Below are 20,077 nucleotides of genomic sequence, written 5' to 3'. Positions count from 1 at the left end.
ATCAGAAAGTGAGTGTCCACTTCGCGCTGTCCCAACGTTCTTGTTCTTCCTGTAAATCCGCGTGAAGTAATTTATTGTTTTCTAGCCATGCTTCATCTGTGCAGGTGAGAATCCATTCGTCATTTTTGATAGATAAGGTGATATCAGGCAATGGATCTTCATTACGCTGCCCATTTAATACGATAGAAAGTCGTAATATTTTGATGAGGCTTATAACGTCACTCTGTTTATAGAGGTTGAAATCTGGTAGTTCTTGCAATTTGAGCGCTTTACGCTGGAAGCGAGCTAATGTTGCAAGCACTAATTGCTGCTCACGGTTGAAGCCTTGTAGGGTGGAGTGCAACAGAATATAAAAAGAGTGGCGATGGAAACTACGCAAGTTGATACTTAATCCGACTTCATGAAGCAACGCTGCCCATTCTAGTAAGTCAAATAACTCACTCTTTTTCTTAATGCCTAGTTCAGAGCGTACCTGGCATAACATCTCACGTGCATGCCCCTTAACACGAGCGGCATGCTCTAAGTCGACTCGGTGCTTGTTGGCTAAATTTTCTGTGGTGCGCATGCGAATATCGGAGCGTGCGAAACGTTCTTCCATTTCGTACAACAGGCCTTCGCGTAGAGCACCATCGGAGAAAAACATTTGCTCAATGCGAAGCGCTTTGAAAATCGCGGACAAAATCGCTACGCCTGCTGCGAATACGGGTTTACGTTCTTCTGTTAGACCCGCCAGCTCAATATCTTCAATGGAATCAAATTTACACAGAGTTTCGATAAGTGTATCCAGTCGACTCGCTGTGATCAGGCCATCTTCAAAACCTAATCCTACTAGCACTTCTTGAATCGCTTTGATGGTTCCTGATGAGCCGAGAGCAATATCCCAGCCCTTTTTACGATATGTTGAAGCGATGGACTCGAGTTTTTGTTCGGCAGCTAACATCGCCTTGCTGAAGTTTTTTCCTGACAGTTTGCCGTTTTTAAAGTATTGCTCTGTAAAACTGACACATCCCATCTGTTTACTGTTGAGAAGCTCAGGCTCAAATTCTTGTCCAATAATCATTTCGGTACTGCCGCCTCCGATATCGATGACTAGTTTGGAGTTGGATTCTACTTGAGTGTGCGCGACGCCTAAGTAAATCAGGCGGGCTTCTTCTTCTCCAGGGATAATTTCTATCGGGAAAGGCATCACTTCTTTCGCACGCTCGATGAAAAGGTGGGCATTTTTAGCGCGTCTTAGTGTGTGTGTGGCGGCGATACGTACATTTGACTCATCAAGCCCTTGCAGCCTCTCAGCGAACATGGCTAAGCATTCTAGCGCACGCTCCATTGCGGCGTGACTTAAGTTCATTTCACTGTCGAGTCCTGATGCTAAGCGAACACGTTGTTTATGACGACTAACCAGTTGTAGGTCACTGCCAACAACTTTGGCCACCACCATATGGAAACTGTTTGAGCCGAGGTCTATCGCGGCAATGTAGCGAGTATCTTGTTCAAGTATTTGAGGCATCTGAATTTTGTTTTCTAGTTTGCTTTTCTATATTTTTAAGATAGTCATAGATAGCGATTTGAGAGCGAACTTTTTTGCGATTACCTCGTGGTACGTAAGCGTTACTCATTTCTTTATCTATTAAACGAGCCTTTACTGTATCGGTAAAATGGATATTCGTTATATCAATAATTCTCTGTTTCAAACGTGGATCACGGACTGGTACTGCTACCTCGATACGGTGATCAATATTTCTTGTCATCCAGTCTGCGGAGGAGATATAAACTTGCGGATCGCCATCATTGTGGGTGATCACCACGCGAGGGTGCTCAAGAAAGCGGTCAACAATACTGATGATGCGAATATTGTCGCTGATCCCCTCAATGCCCGGTACTAATGAGCACATACCTCGAATGATCATGTTTATTTTTACACCGGAAGTACTTGCTCCATAAAGCTTATTGACGATGCCTTTATCGACTAGGTTATTGACCTTGATCGTAAGAGCGGCTTTTTTCCCTAGCTTGGCATTCGCAATTTCATTATCAATTAAGCGGTAGATTTGGGTTCGAGAATTACGAGGAGATACCATAAGGTGATTGAACTTCACTGGTCGGTATGGATTCTCAATGTAACCGAAGACATTACGGACTTCATTAGTGATTTCTTGATCTGCCGTAAGCAGGGAGAAGTCGGTATAAATTCGTGCCGTCTTCTCATGGAAGTTGCCTGTGCCGATGTGTGCGTAGCGAATAATTTCTTCACCTTCGCGGCGGCTAATCATCAGTAGCTTTGAGTGAATCTTAAGACCAGGCGCACCAAAGATGACGTGCACACCCGCTTCGGTTAATACTTTTGACCATTCGATATTGGCTTCTTCATCAAAGCGAGCTTGCAGTTCGACGACCACAGTGACATTTTTGCCGTTGTGCACCGCATCAATTAAAGAGTTCATCAAGCGAGAATCTTTCGCGACGCGATAAATGTTAATCTTGATACTAAGTACTTTGGGATCGAAGGAGGCTTGGCGCACTAACTCACTAATATGGTCAAAAGTGTGGTAGGGATAATAGAGCAGAATATCTTTCGCTTTAATCGCGTCAAAGCTGTTGGCATAACCTTCGAAATCGGCACATTTCATTGGCGGGAGAGGTTTATTTTCAAGATATTCTCGTCCAACATTTGGAAAGCCGATGAAGTCTTTAAAGTTGTGATAGCGTCCGCCGGGGATAAGGTTATCGTAGTTAGAGATATTAAGTTTGTTACACAGAAACTCTAACATTTGAGGCGGCATATCGCGTTCGTAGACGAAGCGAACGGGCTTTGCTGTCAGTCGCTGATTGACACCCTCTGACATTTGTTCAAGCAAGCTGTACTCGATTTCATTGCGTAAATCGTATTCAGCGTCACGCGTCATTTTCATCGCATAGCCGCTAAGCTCATCATAATCAAAAAAGCCTTTGAACAGCTCGTCCAAACAGTGGCGGATAATATTATCAAGTAAGATGATGGTTTTTCGACGCTTTCCTTTCTGTTCTGGTACCATCACAAAGCGGGGAAGGTGATCGGTCGGAATTTCGATCAGAGCGTACTGGTAATGTTCTTCTTTACGCAGTTCTACGGCGATGTAAGCGTACTCGTCTTTGAGAAATTGCAGAACATCGATCTCGTCTTTCATTAGGAGGGGAGTGATATGCGGCATTACCTCTCTACGGAAGTATTTTGCGATCCACTTTTGTTGCGATTCATCCAGTTGTTGTTCGTTGACCAAGAAAATGCGACGTCGTGCCATTTCTCGAATCAATTCGCTGTAAAGCTCATCAAATTGTTCGTTAAGCTTTAGTGCTTTCGACTGCATTTTGGTTAACAGTCGTTTAGGGCTATCACTGCCACCGCGCTCTTGGCTGATTAGGATTCTGCGCTTCACGTCCGCAAAGCGTACTTTGTAAAATTCATCTAAATTGTTGGAAAAGATCCCAAGAAAGCGAATACGTTCGATCAAAGGGACGGTTTTATCGGCAGCTTCTTGTAATACTCGTTCGTTGAAAGACAACCAACTCAGCTCTTTTTCTATATATAGTTTTTCTGCGCTCATAACCTTACCTAGCCAAAAGTGAAGTAATACGTACTCATCTTGGAAAAATGGATGAGTGAGAACATTATGAGATTTTCATTACAGATTTATTTCATACCACGCATTGCATAAGAGTTGTATTCTTTTCAGGTGTTTAATGTGATCTGTAATATAATTGTCATCTTAACGACATATTCTAGTACTAAGTCAAAAAAGGTAGAGATTTAAATGGCACAAGCCGAGTTTTCATTGCAGGAAAAAGATAAGAAACGACTGATAAAAGATCGTTTAGTTCGACTTGCAGTGACATCCGGTGGTGTCGGCGTACTCGCGGCGCTTATTTTGATCTTTGTCTACCTCGCCATGGTGATCATTCCGCTTTTTTCTGATGCGGAGATCAAAACCAACCAAGCCATTCGAGCCACTCATATTGAAACACCACTTGCGATTTCAGTGGATGATTACGCTCAGCTTGCGTTCGTCCTAACCCAAAGTGGTGAGATTCAATATTTGTCGATGGACGATCCTACGAAACCTGCGGTGTATAAACAGCAAATCGTCCAGAAACCCGTCGCTTTCTCTCAATCTGCTCCTGGGCTAGGTTGGTATGGATTTGTTGATGGGCAGGGTAAAGCGAACCTTTTCAAGCCAGAATTTAATGCCACATTGAGAGAAAATACACGTCCTCCGGAAGTGATTGAGCTAGACACCAGCATGGATCTGACACTAAGTACGCCTCAAGATCCTGTGACTCAGTTTGTATTTGCAGCTTCGACGCCCTTACCAACGGTTGTTTGGCAGACGCAAAGCGGTGAAGTGAAAGCTCGCTGGCAAGTGGCTTCGTCTTTGGGTACGTCTCCTACAACGATCGATTTTACGTTCTCTTCAGGCTTTAATACGCCTCAGCAAATGTTGTTGACACCTGACGGTGAAACGCTTTATTTGCGCGATGGCTCTGAGTTGATCGTGTTAAAGAAAACCGCACGTAAATTTGCTGTGCGAGAGGTGGTCGATCTCACTCAAGGTGATAAGAAGCATTCCGTTCGTACGATAGACTTATTGGCTGGTGCTTACTCGCTTTTGGTGACGCACAACGATGGTCGGGTGTCGCAATGGTTTGATACGCTGCAAGAAGAAAAACGCACGTTAACGCATATTCGTGATTTTAAATTGGCATCAGAGCTTAAGTATTTGTTGCCGGATTCTCATCGAAAAGGATTTTATAGCTTTTACACCAACGGCACGTTGCAAAGCCATTATACAACCAGTGAAAAACTGGTGTTGTTTAAGCGTGCGTACAATCAAGCGCCCGCAATCGCAGCAATGTCTAACAATGAACGCTACTTAATCACTTGGCAAAATAATGCGTTAAATGTTGCGGAAGTGGACAATGCCTATCCAGAAATTTCATTGTCCTCATTATGGCAAGAAGTGTGGTACGAAGGGTATCCTGAGCCTGAATTTGTGTGGCAATCGACTTCGGCGAGCGATAACTTTGAGGCTAAGTTCAGCCTAGTACCTATTGCGTTTGGGACGATAAAAGCGGCGATGTTTGCGATGCTGTTTTCAGTACCGCTCGCAGTGCTAGGTGCTATTTATACGGCTTACTTTATGTCGCCACGCATGCGTCGTGTCGTAAAACCGTCGATTGAGCTAATGGAAGCACTGCCGACGGTGATCATTGGTTTCCTCGCGGGGCTGTGGTTCGCGCCTATTGTCGAAGATCACCTGATTACGATCGTCGTTATGCTGTTTGTTTTGCCCTTGAGCACCATGATTATGGGCGGGCTATGGGCATTAATACCGCAACCTTTGCGGAATCGTCTGCCTAATGGTTGGCATGCTTTAGTGCTCATGCCTGTCATATTGGTACTGATTGGGCTTGGAGTGTGGATTTCGCCTACGATTGAGCAGACGTTCTTTGGTGGCGATATGCGCTTATTCTTAACCGAGCATGGTATTGGTTACGATCAACGCAATGCATTGGTGGTGGGGCTAGCGATGGGGTTTGCTGTTATCCCGACGATTTTTACCATTGCCGAAGATGCCATTTTCTCTGTACCGAAGCATTTATCGGATGGCTCTTTGGCATTAGGGGCCACGCCTTGGCAAACTTTAATCTATGTTGTCTTGCTTACTGCAAGCCCAGGTATTTTTTCTGCCATTATGATGGGCCTGGGACGCGCCGTTGGCGAAACCATGATTGTGTTAATGGCAACGGGCAATACGCCATTAATGGATTGGAATATTTTGGAAGGATTGCGCAGCCTGTCGGCGACCATCGCCGTTGAGTTGCCAGAGTCGGAAGTTGGAAGTTCGCATTATCGCCTGCTATTCCTAGCTGCATTGATTTTGTTTGTGTTTACGTTTGCAGTAAACGCGCTTGCGGAGTGGGTTCGTCAGAGACTGAGAGATAAGTACCGTGCGTTGTAACAATGGTTTGAATAAAGAGCGAGTAATAACGTGTTAAATTGGATTCGTTCTGGCGCACCGTGGATATGGCTAACAGGCGGTGCAGTCAGCATCAGTTTGTTGTCGGTATTAGGGTTGTTACTCCTTATCGGCTGGAAAGGCCTGACTTACTTTTGGCCAGCGCCCTTGTATCAGTGGAATGTTGCAGCGCTGACTCCTGTACAAGGTGAAGTGCTACATGAAAATACTATTCTGATTGGTCAAGTGTATGAGCGCAGCTTTGTACCGAAGAGTTATTTGCCTGAAAGCGCAGCACAACAGTTAGAAGACGATGAAGATTTTGCCACGCGACTCAACATCAAAATCGCTAACCGAGAGTTGTATCCCGCCGATTTTATCTCCGTATTGCAAATGCAGTTGGATGAGCCCACGACGCCAGAAGAGTGGGCGGTGATAGAGCGCAGTAGCGGTGGTTATTTCTTTGGTAAGCTGGTGGCGTTTCAAGATGGCGATAATATATACACCAGTGATATTCAATCGATACTAAATAAAAAGCTTGATGATGCAGAAACTCTGCGCCATGAGATTGATTCTTTGGTGGTCGATCAGCTTAAAGAGCTTGGTTGGAAGCTAGAGCAGTTGCGATTAGAAAAGCGCAAGCATGAATTGAATGACACGCTGACAGAAAGCTTCTTAAAGGAAAATCAGACGAAAAAAGAGCAGATAGAGAAAGCGCTTGAGACGTTAGATTTGCAACTTGATGGTTTACGACTTCAGCTCTCTGACTATGCCTTGATTGTCGAGGATATGACCGGGTCACAAGTATCGATTCCGCTCGAAGATATTTTGGACTACTGGTATCCAAACCAAATGTCACTGCCTGATAAAGTCATGCATTGGGGAAAACAGGTTTGGAAGTTTTTATCTGAAGATCCAAGAGAGTCTAACTCCGAAGGAGGCGTGTTCCCTGCGATATTTGGTACGGTTTTCTTAGTACTCATTATGTCGATCATTGTGATGCCACTTGGGGTGATCGCCGCTATCTATCTACATGAATATGCTAAGAATAACGCTCTAACCAGAGTTATTCGTATTGCGGTTATAAACCTAGCGGGTGTTCCATCGATTGTTTATGGCGTGTTTGGTTTAGGTTTCTTCGTTTATACGATTGGTGCCTCTATCGACAACGTATTCTATGCGGAGAAGCTACCGGCACCAACCTTTGGTACGCCGGGTTTGTTATGGTCAGCACTAACTCTTGCCGTGCTGACGCTTCCAGTTGTGATTGTGACGACTGAAGAAGGTTTAACTCGTATTCCGAGCTCAGTACGACATGGTTCTCTGGCGCTTGGTGCAACTCAGTTCGAAACACTATGGCGTGTGGTTTTACCTATGGCGACGCCAGCTATTATCACAGGTTTGATCCTTGCGATTGCACGTGCAGCTGGCGAAGTAGCGCCACTGATGCTGGTGGGGGTCGTGAAATTGGCATCCAGTTTACCGGTTGACGGACAATTCCCTTATGTGCATTTGGATAGAAAGTTCATGCATTTAGGTTTTCACATTTACGATGTTGGCTTTCAAACCTCCAACATCGAAGCGGCGCGACCATTAGTTTATGCTACCTCTTTCTTACTCGTGACAGTGATTGTCGGGCTAAACTTAACAGCAATCAGTATTCGCAATAATTTACGAGAAAAATACAGAACGTTAGGACAAGATTAAGTATGTTTAATTTTGATAGTACATTAGGTTATGAGCCACCATTGGATGTTCATAATTTAACGGATGAACAAACAGCCATCTCAATCGAGAACCTTAATCTGTTCTATGGTCAAACTCAGGCGCTGCATGATATTTCGATGCGAATTCCCAAAGGGCGAGTCACCGCTTTTATCGGTCCTTCAGGGTGTGGAAAGTCGACGTTATTACGTTGCATCAATCGCATGAACGACTTAGTGGAAGGGTGTCGAGTCACAGGTAAAGTGCGTCTCCATGGCAAGAATGTTTATCATCCTAATGTCGATGTTGCGACACTTCGACGCCGAGTGGGGATGGTGTTTCAAAGACCCAATCCATTTCCTAAGTCTATTTATGAAAACGTAGTTTATGGCTTACGCTTACAAGGTGTAAAAAACAGCCGTAGTTTAGATGACGCAGTGGAGCGATCCTTGCGCTCAGCGGCGTTGTGGGATGAGGTAAAAGACCGCTTGCATGAGAACGCATTTGGCTTATCTGGGGGACAGCAACAGCGCTTGGTCATTGCGCGCGCGGTGGCGATTGAGCCGGAAGTCCTGTTATTGGACGAGCCAACATCAGCGTTGGATCCAATCTCAACTTTAACTATTGAAGAGCTTATCAATGAGCTGAAGACTCAATATACTGTGGTTATCGTTACCCATAACATGCAACAAGCGGCGAGAGTGAGCGATCATACTGCATTCATTCATATGGGTAAGTTAATTGAATACTCTGACGCGGACTCGATCTTCACTTCGCCAATGAAGAAACAGACCGAAGATTACATTACGGGTCGCTACGGTTAAGTCGCGACTCTATACGGAATAAGGAACATCATGCACTTTGGACGTCATATTTCAGGACAATTTAACGTAGAGCTAGAATCGATTCGTACTCATGTATTAACCATGGGAGGCTTGGTAGAGCAGCAGCTTTCGTATGCTATTCAAGCCTTGCATAAAGAAGACATCGAACTGGCGCGTAAGGTTGTGCGTGACGATCATAAAGTGAATGCGATGGAAGTCTCGATCGATGACGCCTGTACACGCATTATTGCTAAGCGTCAGCCAACGGCAAAAGACTTGCGCTTAATCATGGCTATCATCAAAACGATCACGGATTTAGAACGCATCGGTGATGTGGCGACACGCATTGCTTACGTTGCCATTGAAAGCCCATCATCAAAAGAACGACAATTCCAAGTGTCGTTAGAGCCTCTCTGCCGTCAGGCAATTAATATGCTGCATCAGGTTTTAGATGCGTTTGCCCGCATGGATGTAGAAGCGGCAGCAGAGGTGCATAAACAAGATGACAAACTAGACGCCGAGTATGAAGCGGTGATTCGTCAGTTGATGACTTACATGATGGAAGATCCAAAAAATATCCCTAACATTCTGCAAGTGATGTGGTCGGCACGCGCGATTGAACGCGTGGGGGACCGCTGCCAGAACATCTGTGAATACATTATTTACTTCGTGAAAGGGAAAGATGTACGCCATCTAGGTGATCAAAGTATTGATGACGTACTGAAGTAACTGACTTCAATAAATAGACCAGCTTTTAGGCTGGTCTATTTATTAGAGAGAAGGAAAGCACATCAATATTTATCAGGAACGAAGGTCTGATCATCAATGGGCGCTCTGACGTAACCTTCTTTATTGAGTTCAGGTAATTCGATGGGTGAGTACTCAAGTGCTTTGTAATCAATCTGGCTTAGTAAATGACTGATACAGTTCAAGCGCGCTTTCTTTTTGTCATCAGAAGGGACGACCCACCAAGGGCAGTTTTTCGTGTCTGTATAGGCAAACATCTTATCTTTTGCTTCCGAATACTCCGCCCAGCGATGACGTGACTCTAAATCCATTGGGCTGAATTTCCAACGTTTGATCGGCGTATTAATTCGACCTAGAAAACGTTTTTCCTGCTCTTCGTCTGAAACCGAAAACCAATACTTAATCAGAATAATCCCAGAGCGTTGCAACATTCTCTCGAATTCAGGGCAAGAGCGTAAAAACTCCTCGTATTCGTCTGGAGTACAGAACCCCATGACTTTTTCGACACCTGCTCGGTTATACCAACTTCGGTCAAATAAAACGATTTCACCAGCAGATGGTAAATGAGCGACGTAACGCTGGAAGTACCATTGCGTTTTTTCTTTTTCTGTCGGTGCAGGCAGAGCCACTACGCGACAAACACGCGGGTTTAGCTTTTCTGTAATTCGCTTTATCACTCCGCCTTTGCCCGCAGCATCACGGCCTTCAAACAGAACCACCACTTTTAACCCTTTGTGTTTGACCCACTCTTGAAGTTTTACGAGCTCAACTTGAAGGTTTTTGAGCTCCTTTTCGTATTCCTTTTTCTTCAATTTAGACATACACCTTTCCTCACTCCTTGATAAACAATATGTTAGCACTCAAAAGCTATGCGCGTGAGGTTACGGTAGTCTATTTGAGAGCTGCTACGACATCGGTAATGGCTTGTGTACTTGTGATGGGGATTAAAAAATCATCGACATCGGATGCGCCCATTTTGCTTTGTTCAGCAACAAAGGTCATTTGGCTAGGGCGTGTGGTTTTGCCTGACAGATGGATTTCAGGAACTTGAGTGTCTTCTACTAACGCACGTACGTTACTCGCATTAACGCCAGCCCCCGCCATGATTGCTATGCGTCCTTGGGCTTGCTTAACCAAAGCTCTAAGCACATCGATCCCTTGTGGTGCTGAAGGCGCAAGACCGGAGGTTAAAATACGTTCACAACCTAAGCTGATCACTTCTTCCAAAGTTTTTTCAGCGTCACGACACTGGTCAAAGGCACGATGGAAGGTCACGCCTAAGCCAAGCGCTTGAGCAAATTCACACAGCGCAGCCGCGTAAGGCATATGAATATCACCGTCTTGAGTGAGCACGCCGAACACGACACCGCTCAAGCCTGATTGGTGAGCCGCTTCAATATCCCAACGCATCATTTCGATCTCTTCTTCATTGTAGAAGAAGTCACCTTGGCGTGGGCGGATCATGGCATAAACTGGAACACTCGAAAGCTTAGCTGCTTGCTGCATAAAACCATAACTGGGTGTTAGCCCGCCTAAAGCCAAAGAGGAGCAAAGCTCAATCCGAGTGGCGCCGCCAGCAATGGCGTAGTGCAGAGATTCAATATTATCGATACAGACTTCTAGGTGAGTAACCACGTTCATTCATCCTGCTAACGTTACAAATAGGTGTTGTGGCTAAGATATTAACAGGGCCAGTAAGCAGAATCTGTATGGAGGGGATGATAAATAGAGGTAAAGTTTACGCTGAAGCGTTACCTCATTTTTGCGGTTTATCTGAAGGAAAAAGAAAGCCCAGAGCAGAGGCTCTGGGCTTTGATAGGACTTTACTTAGACTGATTGGCGTTTGCGGTTTTCCGCATTAGCTTATTGCTTTATATACATCCAACCATCACACCCGTTGAGCTAGGGTGAAGGTCTATTATTTTTTGCCTAGGTCAGCTGCGTGCTCAGATAGGAACGCTGCAACACCTTTTGGAGATGCGTCCATACCTGCTTTACCTTCTTCCCATTGTGCAGGACATACTTCGCCGTGCTTCTGGTGGAAGTTAAGAGCGTCAACCATGCGTAGCATTTCGTCGATGTTACGGCCTAGTGGTAGGTCGTTAACTACTTGGTGACGTACAACGCCTTCTTCGTCGATTAGGAAAGAACCACGGAAAGCAACGCCTGCTTCTGGGTGCTCAACGTCGTAAGCTTTACAGATTTCGTGCTTAACGTCAGCAACTAGTGGGTACTTAACTTGACCGATACCGCCATCTTCGATAGCAGTGTTACGCCATGCGTTGTGAGAGAACTGAGAATCGATAGAAACACCGATTACTTCAACACCTTTAGCTTGGAAGTCAGCTAGACGGTTGTCGAATGCGATTAGCTCAGATGGGCAAACGAAAGTGAAATCTAGTGGGTAGAAGAATACTACTGCTTTCTTACCTTTAGTGAACTCTGCAAAGTTGAAGTTTTCAACGATTTCACCGTTACCTAGAACAGCTGCTGCAGTAAAATCAGGGGCTTGACGACCTACTAGTACCATTTTTTTGCTCCTAAAAAGTATGGTTAGCTCCAAACCGAATTCAGTTGTGTCGGTTTGGTTCGTGTTTGTACGAGACAAACTATAGTACAGATTGTAGTATTGAAAAAAGCGAAATAAATAGATTGAGTTAATCGAAAAAAACGATAATAACAAAACTCTTAACTCGATCACTGGAACGGCGGTAGATACAAATACAATTATGAATAAATGGCCCAGTTTGAAGCAGTTACACTATTTAGTCACACTGCATGAAACAAGACATTTTAGTGACGCTGCAGAGCGTTGTTTTGTCAGTCAGTCGACTTTAAGTAAGGGTATTCAAAACTTAGAGGAATTGATTGGTTGTCCCTTATATGAAAAGAAAGATAAGAAAAGTCCACTGGTTTTTACCCAAACAGGAGAAATGGTAGTAAAGCAGGGGCGAGAGCTGTTAGCAAAAGGGCAAGATTTGGTCGAGCTTGGACGTATGTGCCAAGGCGACGATATGCAAGGCCAGCTAAAAGTAGGATGCATACCAACAATTGCTCCGTTTTTACTGTGTGATTTGGTACAAGAGGTGAACTACCGTTTCCCACAACTGAACCTTTTATTAAGAGAAGACACGACGACAAACTTACTCCAAGCGCTCAGACATGGTGAGCTGGATGTGCTTATTTTAGCGTTACCAGTCGAAATTGATGGGATGGAAAGCCGAGTAGTGGGTAAGGATCCGTTTCGAATGGTTATAAGCGCTAATCAAGCCCAATCGGTCCCTGTGCCGATTCGTTACGCGGATTTACCTGACGAATCCGTCTTTCTACTAGAGAAAGAACATTGCTTAACGGAACATGCGGTATCAGCGTGTAAATTAACAGACAAAGAAAAAATCAATCCGTTTACGGCAACCAGCCTCCATACACTGGTGCAAATGGTTGCGAATGGTTTGGGAACAACGTTCATTCCTCAAATGGCTATCGACCATGGCTTGCTGCATAACCAGAATTTAGTCGTGATCGATCCTCCAGGTAAACAAGCTTATCGCGAAATCGGCTTAGTTTGGCGTCCGAGCTCGTCAAGAACGAAAACATTTAATCAACTTGCAGAAGTCGTTTCAGAGCTGCTTTAGCTATTAGTATTAGCCCTTACTTCTCCATTATTTATCTAAAAGCGCACTGGAAACAGTGCGCTTTCTAGTATTTTATTCTGTTGGTAAACTTTGACTTGTAAAATTTTACAGCTCTTCTTTGATGAAGCTTTCATAAAATAGTGAAATTTCACAATGTTAATTTTACACAAAGCCCTGCATGTCTTGTTTGACCCCTGTTTAAATCCATCTCTTCAGCCCTTGTGAATACAAGGTGTTTGTTTATCAGTCTATATTCATACGCTTGTTTGAAATGATAAAACGACTTTAAATTTAATGTAATTTTATTACGTAATAACTTACAAAATAAGGCTCTTGATAGATGGTTTTTACCTTGCGGAATAAAACTTTGAATTTTCTCTTTTGTTTATATTGGGGGTTTCACTAAACCCCTTGTTGATATAGCTTATTTAAAGGCCGGTACGACTTATGTCTAGATTGAAAATACACGTAGCATTACGCAATCTATCGACATGGCTAGACGAGTTGAACACAAAGTTAAAGGATGTAATTTGTTGTTCATAACTTACAAATGTAGCTTTACGCTGACTGCCCAAGATTGATAAAGCACGTTAAGGATGAATGATTATGCTTGCTCAGACAGAACAAAAAACACAACAACTAAAGCAAACCCAAGGCATGCTTGAGGTGAATGGAGTCGTAGCTCCAGAACATCAAGCAATTTTCCCTGTTGAAGCCCAAACCTTTTTATCTCTACTGTGTGAAAAATTTGCCGGACGTGTTGAACAGTTGCTAGAAGCAAGAGAAGAGAAGCAAGCACGTATTGATGCTGGTGAGCTACCAGATTTTCTACCAGAGACACAAGACATCCGTGAAGGAAGTTGGAAGATCCTAGGAATCCCACAAGATCTGCAAGATCGCCGTGTGGAGATTACCGGACCAACTGACCGCAAGATGGTGATTAACGCACTGAATGCGAATGTAAAAGTGTTCATGGCAGACTTCGAAGATTCAATGTCTCCTGCATGGAGTAAAGTGCTGGATGGTCAAATTAACTTGCGCGATGCTGTTAATGGCACCATCAGTTACACCAATCCTGGCAATGGCAAACATTATCAGCTGGAAGATGACCCAGCGGTGTTGATCTGCCGTGTTCGCGGCCTTCATTTAAAAGAAAAACACGTTTCGTGGCACGGTCAGATCATTCCAGGTGCGCTATTCGATTTCGCTCTGTATTTCTATAACAACTACAAAGCGTTACTTCAAAAAGGCAGTGGCCCTTATTTCTACCTTCCAAAACTGCAATCGCATCACGAAGCGAAGTGGTGGAGCGAAGTGTTCCATTTCACGGAAGACTACTTCGGTTTGGATACAGGCACGATCAAAGCGACTGTGCTGATTGAAACCTTACCAGCGGTATTCGAAATGGACGAGATTCTGTTCTCGCTTAAAGAACACATCGTTGGTTTGAACTGTGGTCGCTGGGATTACATCTTTAGCTATATCAAAACATTGAAAAAACACTCAGACCGAGTACTGCCAGATCGCCAAGTGGTAACGATGGACAAGCCATTCTTAAACGCTTACTCGCGATTATTGGTACGTACTTGCCATAAACGAGGTGCTTTCGCGATGGGAGGAATGGCCGCATTTATCCCAGCTAAAGACCCGAAAGAGAATCAAAAAGTATTAGACAAGATCCAGACTGACAAATCGTTAGAAGCTAACAACGGCCACGACGGTACTTGGGTGGCTCATCCAGGTTTGGCTGACACTGCTATGGAAGTCTTTAGTGCTGTGCTGGGTGAACGCACCAACCAGTTGGATGTGAGCCGTGCAGAGGATGCGCCTATTACAGCAGCCGAACTGCTTGAGCCTTGTGAAGGCGAGCGCACTGAAGGCGGAATGCGCCACAATATTCGCGTTGCGCTGCAATACATCGAAGCTTGGATTTCTGGCAACGGTTGTGTGCCGATTTACGGACTGATGGAAGACGCAGCAACGGCAGAAATCTCCCGTGCTTCTATCTGGCAATGGATTCAACACGGCAAGTCGCTAGACAACGGATTAAAGGTCACTAAAGAGCTGTTCGAACTCTATCTGAAAGAAGAGATTGAAGTCGTGAAGCAAGAAATTGGCGAGCAGCGCTACCATGCGGGTCGATTTGAAGAAGCAGCAGACTTAATGGCAAGGCTCACGACGAGCGATGAACTGACCAACTTTTTGACAGTTCCTGGTTATGACTACCTAGATTAATAAAGAATAACTGTAACACCAATAACGTGAAGGATTTTCAAGGCAGATAGGGAAGTACTGCCTGAGAACGGAAACTCAACGCACACGCATAAAGTGCAAATTATAAAGAGGGATAGACCAATGACTAACTTAACTCGCCGCCAACAAATTGAAGCTCTGGAAAAAGACTGGGCAACTAACCCACGCTGGAAAAATGTGAAGCGTACTTACACTGCCGAGGAAGTGGTGGAACTGCGTGGCTCTATGGTGCCTGCAAACACAATTGCACAACGTGGTGCAGACAAACTTTGGTCACTGGTCAACGGTAGTGCGAAAAAAGGTTACGTAAACTGTCTTGGTGCGCTAACGGGTGGTCAAGCGGTTCAACAAGCTAAAGCAGGTATTGAAGCGATTTACTTGTCAGGCTGGCAGGTAGCGGCGGATAACAACACCGCCTCGACGATGTATCCAGACCAGTCTCTTTACCCAGTAGATTCTGTACCGTCAGTAGTAAAACGCATCAACAACTCATTCCGTCGTGCAGACCAAATTCAGTGGGCTGCTGGTAAGACGCCTGAAGATGAAGGTGGTATTGATTACTTCCTACCTATCGTAGCGGATGCTGAAGCGGGCTTTGGTGGTGTGCTTAACGCTTACGAACTAATGAAATCGATGATCGAAGCCGGTGCCGCGGGCGTTCACTTTGAAGACCAGTTAGCATCAGTGAAAAAGTGTGGCCATATGGGTGGTAAGGTATTAGTTCCTACGCAAGAAGCGGTACAAAAGCTCGTTGCAGCTCGTTTGGCTGCTGACGTAGCGGGTACAACAACATTAGTTATTGCTCGTACTGATGCGAATGCGGCGGATCTCATTACTTCAGATTGCGACCCATATGATAAAGACTTCATCGAAGGTGAGCGTACTCAAGAAGGTTTCTACCGCGTTCGCGCGGGTATCGACCAAGCGATTTCTCGCGGCCTGGCTTACGCACCATATGCAGACTTGATTTGGTGTGAAACGGCTACGCCATGTTTGGAAGAAGCACGTAAGTTTGCAGAAGCAATTCACGCTGAATACCCAGATCAATTGTTGGCGTACAACTGCTCGCCTTCATTCAACTGGGAGAAAAACCTAGATGCAGAAACTATTGCTAAGTTCCAACAAGAGCTTGCAGACATGGGCTACAAGTACCAATTCATCACGCTAGCAGGCATTCACAACATGTGGTTCAACATGTTTGAACTGGCGCACGCTTACGCTCAAGGTGAAGGTATGCGTCATTATGTTGAGAAAGTTCAGCGTCCTGAATTCCAAGCAGCTGAAAAAGGCTATACGTTTGTTGCGCACCAACAAGAAGTAGGTACAGGTTACTTCGATAGAATGACCAATACTATCCAAGGTGGTAACTCTTCAGTGACAGCATTGACAGGTTCGACCGAAGAAGACCAATTCTAATTGGCAGAGAAACACTTCCTTAATCAGCGTCAGTAATGGCATTTTGAGCGGCAACCCTGCCGCTCTTTTTTCGTTTAACCGGTGTAAAAACGAAACTTACAACAAAGAGAATACGCTTGCGTACTACTCTTCCTGCTCGATTTCTTCAGGTTCCACTTCTTCTTGTAGTTCCAATAAGTTAATCGCAATCGTCACGAAGTCACTATCAGTAATAATGCCGACCAAGCGACCTTTGGTGACAACAGGTAGACAGCCAACTTTATGCTTTTGCATATAGATAGCGCTCTCTTTGAGCCCCGCGATAGGCTCTGCCGTCATGATATTGGTGTGCATCATTTCGTAGAGCGGTGTGTCTAAAGTAAAAGATTGTTCAGCCTCATCTGGGTGCAAGCTCGATTCTTGAGCAGCAAGAATGTCGCGTTGAGTCACCAAGCCTTGTAAGTGGTTATTGGCATCAACAACCGGAATATGTCGAATATCAAGCGCATCCATCATGCTTTTTGCATCACGCAAGGTGTGCGTGCGCAGTAAGGTATGAGGATTACGAGTCATCATGTCTTCAACCTTGATCATAGAGACCTCCAGCGGCATTGTCCTTCTCCATTGTCCTTCTCTTAAATATAGAGAATATTTTTCTGTATATCTGGGAGCTAACTCGTTTTTCATCAATTAAATAGCACAATGCTGATGGGCTGCGTAATCTGTGTTTTATTGGTGTTTTTATTAATTTGAATAAGTCGGTTTGTGTGCGAGTCAGTTGGCATTTTTAGTTGATATTGAATGTGTCCCCAAGGTAATCCAATGAATTGAATCGCACATTTTTATTCGCTGGATTTTCCAAGATTCTTCTCTCGAAGAAGATACGTCCAGGCTTACCAAATTGAAGACAGCAACCTAGATGAAACGAACAACGTGTAACAAACTTATTGCGCTGGCAGTGGCGGCATTCAGTGTGCCATCAACACAGGCGATTGTGTTAGGAGATGAACAAACCGATCCTGTTGACCGCGTTACTTTGCGAGCAAGTAATATGGCAGAGTTTCCGCTGTGTGGGGGAACGATGCTGACAGAGCAATGGGTACTGACTGCGGCGCACTGTGTGGTGATGGGACAAGGAACCAATGAAGCAACCTATTATGTGACCCCGCCGGGTGAGCTGTCGGTGAATGCGAATGTGTATGAACTTAATTCTGCAGGGCTTGATAACTTCTATCCGGTGTCTCACGTTGTGGTTCATCCGGATTACACCCGGATTTCAAAAGCTGAGACCGACAGTAATGGCAACGTGAAACCTATCCAAACCGGTTTAGATTCAGACATCGCGTTGCTGTATCTCACGCGCCCAGTGGCAAACGCGAGCTTTGCTGACCTAGCGAGTAAAGTTGACATGGAGAGTATCGAAGCACGTTTGGCGGCGGACTGGAACGATAATTACCTGACCAATCAACGTGTCGAAAATGTGCAAGTGTTTGGATGGGGGTCTACTCAGCCGGATGCTTCTGAACCTTCTAATACGCTCAAAACCACCATTAGCACATTTTTACCCATCGACAAATGTTATGAGCGTTTAGAAATTGGCAGCAGTTTTCCGGGGATCATTGATTCAAGAGACAACCAAACCAAAATTTGTACGCTACCAACACAAAACCATGTATTGGAGCCAGATAACCATACTCAATATGGCAACTCTGCATGTAAAGGTGACAGTGGTGGCCCGTTGGTCGATGTGGCGACCGGCAAACAAATTGGTATTGTTAGTGGCGGCCCCCTTATTCTACCAACGTGTGGCTCTTTGACGATCCCAAGTTTCTACACCAAGGTGAGCCACTATTACGACTGGGTACAGTCTTACATCACTGCCGATGCGCCACCAAGTCGTTACATCATTGCGCCGAATTTTATCAAAAGTGCTAACAATGAAAGTGGTGACAATAAAGAGTGTCACGATGGCATTGCGACCAATAACTGTGATTTCAAAGGCTCAGATGATGAAGGTGGCAGTCTAGGGTTTTGGTTATTGGGTTTATTCGTGCCGTTATTCTTGTGGCGAAAGCGTGAGGTTTGATAGGGCGATTGGAATGCCAAACTAATAAGCAGTGGTATACGCTGCTTTGCTTTTTTCATGTTCTCTCTTTTGGGCTCAAATTAAAAATAGTGCCAAGTCATCGAGGCTTTTCACGTTTTATTACACTCTTCACCATGGCTTTTACTGCTATATTCTGGTGATTTGCTTGCTATTGCAGCATGTAAACATATACTAGTCTGCTGCGAAAAACTCGTCGCAATTTTATCGTCGCCTAGACGTGATTTGACCAATAGATAAGACAAGTAACATGCAAGTATCAGATTTCCATTTCGACCTTCCAGATGAACTCATCGCTCGCTACCCTCAACCAGAGCGTACCGCTAGCCGACTGCTGCAAATGGACGGCAATACCGGAGAGCTCATTGATGGCACATTTACTGATGTATTGGGCCAAGTTCAACCCGGTGACTTAGTGGTGTTTAATAATACACGTGTTATTCCTGCTCGTCTTTTTGGCCGCAAGGAATCGGGCGGTAAATTAGAAGTGCTAGTGGAGCGCATGTTGGATGAGAAAAGCATCCTCGCGCACGTTCGTTGCTCTAAATCACCAAAACCAGGTACAACCATTATTGTTGGCGAGAATGATGAATATTCAGCAGAGATGGTTGCACGCCATGATGCTTTATTTGAACTGAAATTTAGTTCTGATAAGACGGTACTAGAAATTCTGGAAGAAATCGGCCATATGCCGCTTCCTCCTTACATCGACCGTCCAGACGAAGATGCAGATAAAGAGCGTTACCAAACGGTATATAATCAAAAGCCAGGTGCGGTTGCGGCACCTACAGCGGGCCTTCACTTTGATGATGTTCTCTTGGAGAAAATCAAAGCGAAAGGTGCAGAGTTTGCTTACGTTACTTTGCACGTTGGGGCGGGTACATTCCAGCCGGTAAAAGTGGAAAATATCAACGATCACCACATGCATGCCGAGTACGTAGAAGTACCACAAGAAGTCGTCGAAGCAATTAAAGCGACGAAAGCGCGCGGCGGACGAATTATTGCTGTTGGTACCACATCTGTGCGTTCACTTGAAAGTGCAGCGCAAGACGCATTGCAAAAAGGGACTGAGCTGGCCCCATTCTTTGGCGATACAGAAATCTTTATTTTCCCTGGTTACGAATATCAGTTGGTGGATTGCTTGATCACAAACTTCCACTTGCCTGAATCAACACTGATCATGTTGGTGAGTGCATTTGCTGGATACGAGAACACCATGAATGCTTACAAACATGCGGTGGAAAACAAATACCGTTTCTTCTCGTATGGCGATTCAATGTTCATCAAGAAGAAAACGGCGTAGTTAAAAATAGATTTACGAGTGCTAGCAGTAAGCTAGGAAATAAAGCATCCATTGCTTTATCTCTCGCAAGGAAAAGCGACCGCTCCTTAAAGTAGGGTAGAGCCCTAAACACTCAGTCAGAC

At 44.7% G+C, this 20,077-nt stretch carries 15 protein-coding genes; 9 read left to right on the top strand and 6 right to left on the bottom strand.

Features of this window, described 5'->3' with window-relative positions; translation table 11 throughout:
* Position 1 precedes the first annotated feature (1 nt).
* Together ppx and ppk1 are read right to left on the bottom strand one after the other, a co-directional pair.
* Complete coding sequence (gene ppx / locus NL626_RS05020) at positions 2–1,507, bottom strand: exopolyphosphatase (RefSeq protein WP_064376917.1); 1,506 nt, start codon at positions 1,505–1,507, stop codon at positions 2–4.
* On the bottom strand, positions 1,491–3,581 hold the full coding sequence (ppk1, locus tag NL626_RS05015; RefSeq protein WP_005381748.1) for a polyphosphate kinase 1: 2,091 nt from the start codon (positions 3,579–3,581) through the stop codon (positions 1,491–1,493). Before ppk1 ends, ppx begins: the two co-directional genes overlap by 17 nt.
* A gap of 207 nt (positions 3,582–3,788) precedes the next feature.
* Between ppk1 and NL626_RS05010 the strand changes: the two genes are divergently transcribed.
* Genes NL626_RS05010 through phoU form a run of 4 tightly spaced genes read left to right on the top strand, consistent with a single transcriptional unit; the run spans position 3,789 to position 9,247 of the window.
* Entirely contained in the window at positions 3,789–5,993 is a 2,205-nt protein-coding gene (locus NL626_RS05010) for an ABC transporter permease subunit (RefSeq protein ID WP_064376916.1), read from the top strand.
* Between the two features lie 30 nt (positions 5,994–6,023).
* A complete protein-coding gene (gene pstA, locus NL626_RS05005) occupies positions 6,024–7,697 on the top strand; it encodes a phosphate ABC transporter permease PstA (RefSeq protein WP_213871963.1) in 1,674 nt (557 codons plus the stop codon).
* 2 nt (positions 7,698–7,699) lie between these two features.
* On the top strand, positions 7,700–8,518 hold the full coding sequence (pstB, locus tag NL626_RS05000; RefSeq protein ID WP_005381745.1) for a phosphate ABC transporter ATP-binding protein PstB: 819 nt from the start codon (positions 7,700–7,702) through the stop codon (positions 8,516–8,518).
* A gap of 30 nt (positions 8,519–8,548) precedes the next feature.
* Positions 8,549–9,247, top strand: a complete 699-nt coding sequence (gene phoU, locus NL626_RS04995; RefSeq protein ID WP_005381744.1) for a phosphate signaling complex protein PhoU — start codon at positions 8,549–8,551, stop codon at positions 9,245–9,247.
* A gap of 62 nt (positions 9,248–9,309) precedes the next feature.
* Here phoU and ppk2 read toward each other — a convergent pair whose 3' ends face one another.
* The 3 genes from ppk2 to NL626_RS04980 all read right to left on the bottom strand — a co-directional run bounded on the left by ppk2 (position 9,310) and on the right by NL626_RS04980 (position 11,795).
* Entirely contained in the window at positions 9,310–10,086 is a 777-nt protein-coding gene (gene ppk2, locus NL626_RS04990) for a polyphosphate kinase 2 (protein WP_005381743.1), read from the bottom strand.
* Between the two features lie 70 nt (positions 10,087–10,156).
* Entirely contained in the window at positions 10,157–10,906 is a 750-nt protein-coding gene (locus NL626_RS04985; RefSeq protein WP_005381742.1) for a copper homeostasis protein CutC, read from the bottom strand.
* Between the two features lie 277 nt (positions 10,907–11,183).
* Positions 11,184–11,795, bottom strand: coding sequence for a peroxiredoxin C (locus NL626_RS04980; protein WP_005381738.1), 612 nt, complete (start codon positions 11,793–11,795; stop codon positions 11,184–11,186).
* A 199-nt stretch (positions 11,796–11,994) separates the two neighbouring features.
* On the opposite strand from NL626_RS04980, the gene NL626_RS04975 reads away from it, so the two are divergent.
* The 3 genes from NL626_RS04975 (at position 11,995) to aceA (ending at position 16,569) form a co-directional block, all read left to right on the top strand.
* Positions 11,995–12,900: a hydrogen peroxide-inducible genes activator gene (locus NL626_RS04975; RefSeq protein WP_005383681.1), complete on the top strand. Its 906-nt coding sequence runs from the start codon at positions 11,995–11,997 to the stop codon at positions 12,898–12,900.
* Between the two features lie 606 nt (positions 12,901–13,506).
* The gene (gene aceB / locus NL626_RS04970) at positions 13,507–15,135 is read left to right on the top strand and encodes a malate synthase A (RefSeq protein WP_165935380.1); all 1,629 of its coding nucleotides are present in this window, start codon (positions 13,507–13,509) and stop codon (positions 15,133–15,135) included.
* Between the two features lie 120 nt (positions 15,136–15,255).
* Complete coding sequence (gene aceA, locus NL626_RS04965; protein ID WP_005381733.1) at positions 15,256–16,569, top strand: isocitrate lyase; 1,314 nt, start codon at positions 15,256–15,258, stop codon at positions 16,567–16,569.
* Positions 16,570–16,692: 123 nt separating this feature from the next.
* Here aceA and NL626_RS04960 read toward each other — a convergent pair whose 3' ends face one another.
* Entirely contained in the window at positions 16,693–17,142 is a 450-nt protein-coding gene (locus tag NL626_RS04960; protein ID WP_017820562.1) for a CBS domain-containing protein, read from the bottom strand.
* A 325-nt stretch (positions 17,143–17,467) separates the two neighbouring features.
* Here NL626_RS04960 and NL626_RS04955 point away from each other — a divergent pair, with 325 nt between their 5' ends.
* Both NL626_RS04955 and queA read left to right on the top strand, forming a co-directional pair.
* A complete protein-coding gene (locus NL626_RS04955) occupies positions 17,468–18,634 on the top strand; it encodes a trypsin-like serine protease (protein WP_253657042.1) in 1,167 nt (388 codons plus the stop codon).
* Positions 18,635–18,902: 268 nt separating this feature from the next.
* Positions 18,903–19,955 carry a tRNA preQ1(34) S-adenosylmethionine ribosyltransferase-isomerase QueA gene (gene queA / locus NL626_RS04950; RefSeq protein WP_005381728.1) on the top strand — a complete coding sequence of 351 codons (1,053 nt, stop codon included), beginning with the start codon at positions 18,903–18,905 and terminating at the stop codon, positions 19,953–19,955.
* Positions 19,956–20,077 lie beyond the last annotated feature (122 nt).

The organism is Vibrio sp. Y58_MX_L22, assembly GCF_024181865.1.
GTDB lineage: Bacteria > Pseudomonadota > Gammaproteobacteria > Enterobacterales > Vibrionaceae > Vibrio > Vibrio alginolyticus.
Note: the sequence above shows the minus strand (reverse complement) of the source record. Positions and strands in the feature narration are given on the sequence as shown.

Coding starts and splice junctions, on each gene's coding strand:
- ppx (WP_064376917.1), bottom strand. CDS start 1,507: ATGCCTCAAATACTTGAACAAGATACTCGCTACATTGCCGCGATAGAC.
- ppk1 (WP_005381748.1), bottom strand. CDS start 3,581: ATGAGCGCAGAAAAACTATATATAGAAAAAGAGCTGAGTTGGTTGTCT.
- NL626_RS05010 (WP_064376916.1), top strand. CDS start 3,789: ATGGCACAAGCCGAGTTTTCATTGCAGGAAAAAGATAAGAAACGACTG.
- pstB (WP_005381745.1), top strand. CDS start 7,700: ATGTTTAATTTTGATAGTACATTAGGTTATGAGCCACCATTGGATGTT.
- phoU (WP_005381744.1), top strand. CDS start 8,549: ATGCACTTTGGACGTCATATTTCAGGACAATTTAACGTAGAGCTAGAA.
- ppk2 (WP_005381743.1), bottom strand. CDS start 10,086: ATGTCTAAATTGAAGAAAAAGGAATACGAAAAGGAGCTCAAAAACCTT.
- NL626_RS04985 (WP_005381742.1), bottom strand. CDS start 10,906: ATGAACGTGGTTACTCACCTAGAAGTCTGTATCGATAATATTGAATCT.
- NL626_RS04980 (WP_005381738.1), bottom strand. CDS start 11,795: ATGGTACTAGTAGGTCGTCAAGCCCCTGATTTTACTGCAGCAGCTGTT.
- NL626_RS04975 (WP_005383681.1), top strand. CDS start 11,995: ATGAATAAATGGCCCAGTTTGAAGCAGTTACACTATTTAGTCACACTG.
- aceB (WP_165935380.1), top strand. CDS start 13,507: ATGCTTGCTCAGACAGAACAAAAAACACAACAACTAAAGCAAACCCAA.
- aceA (WP_005381733.1), top strand. CDS start 15,256: ATGACTAACTTAACTCGCCGCCAACAAATTGAAGCTCTGGAAAAAGAC.
- NL626_RS04960 (WP_017820562.1), bottom strand. CDS start 17,142: ATGATCAAGGTTGAAGACATGATGACTCGTAATCCTCATACCTTACTG.
- NL626_RS04955 (WP_253657042.1), top strand. CDS start 17,468: ATGAAACGAACAACGTGTAACAAACTTATTGCGCTGGCAGTGGCGGCA.
- queA (WP_005381728.1), top strand. CDS start 18,903: ATGCAAGTATCAGATTTCCATTTCGACCTTCCAGATGAACTCATCGCT.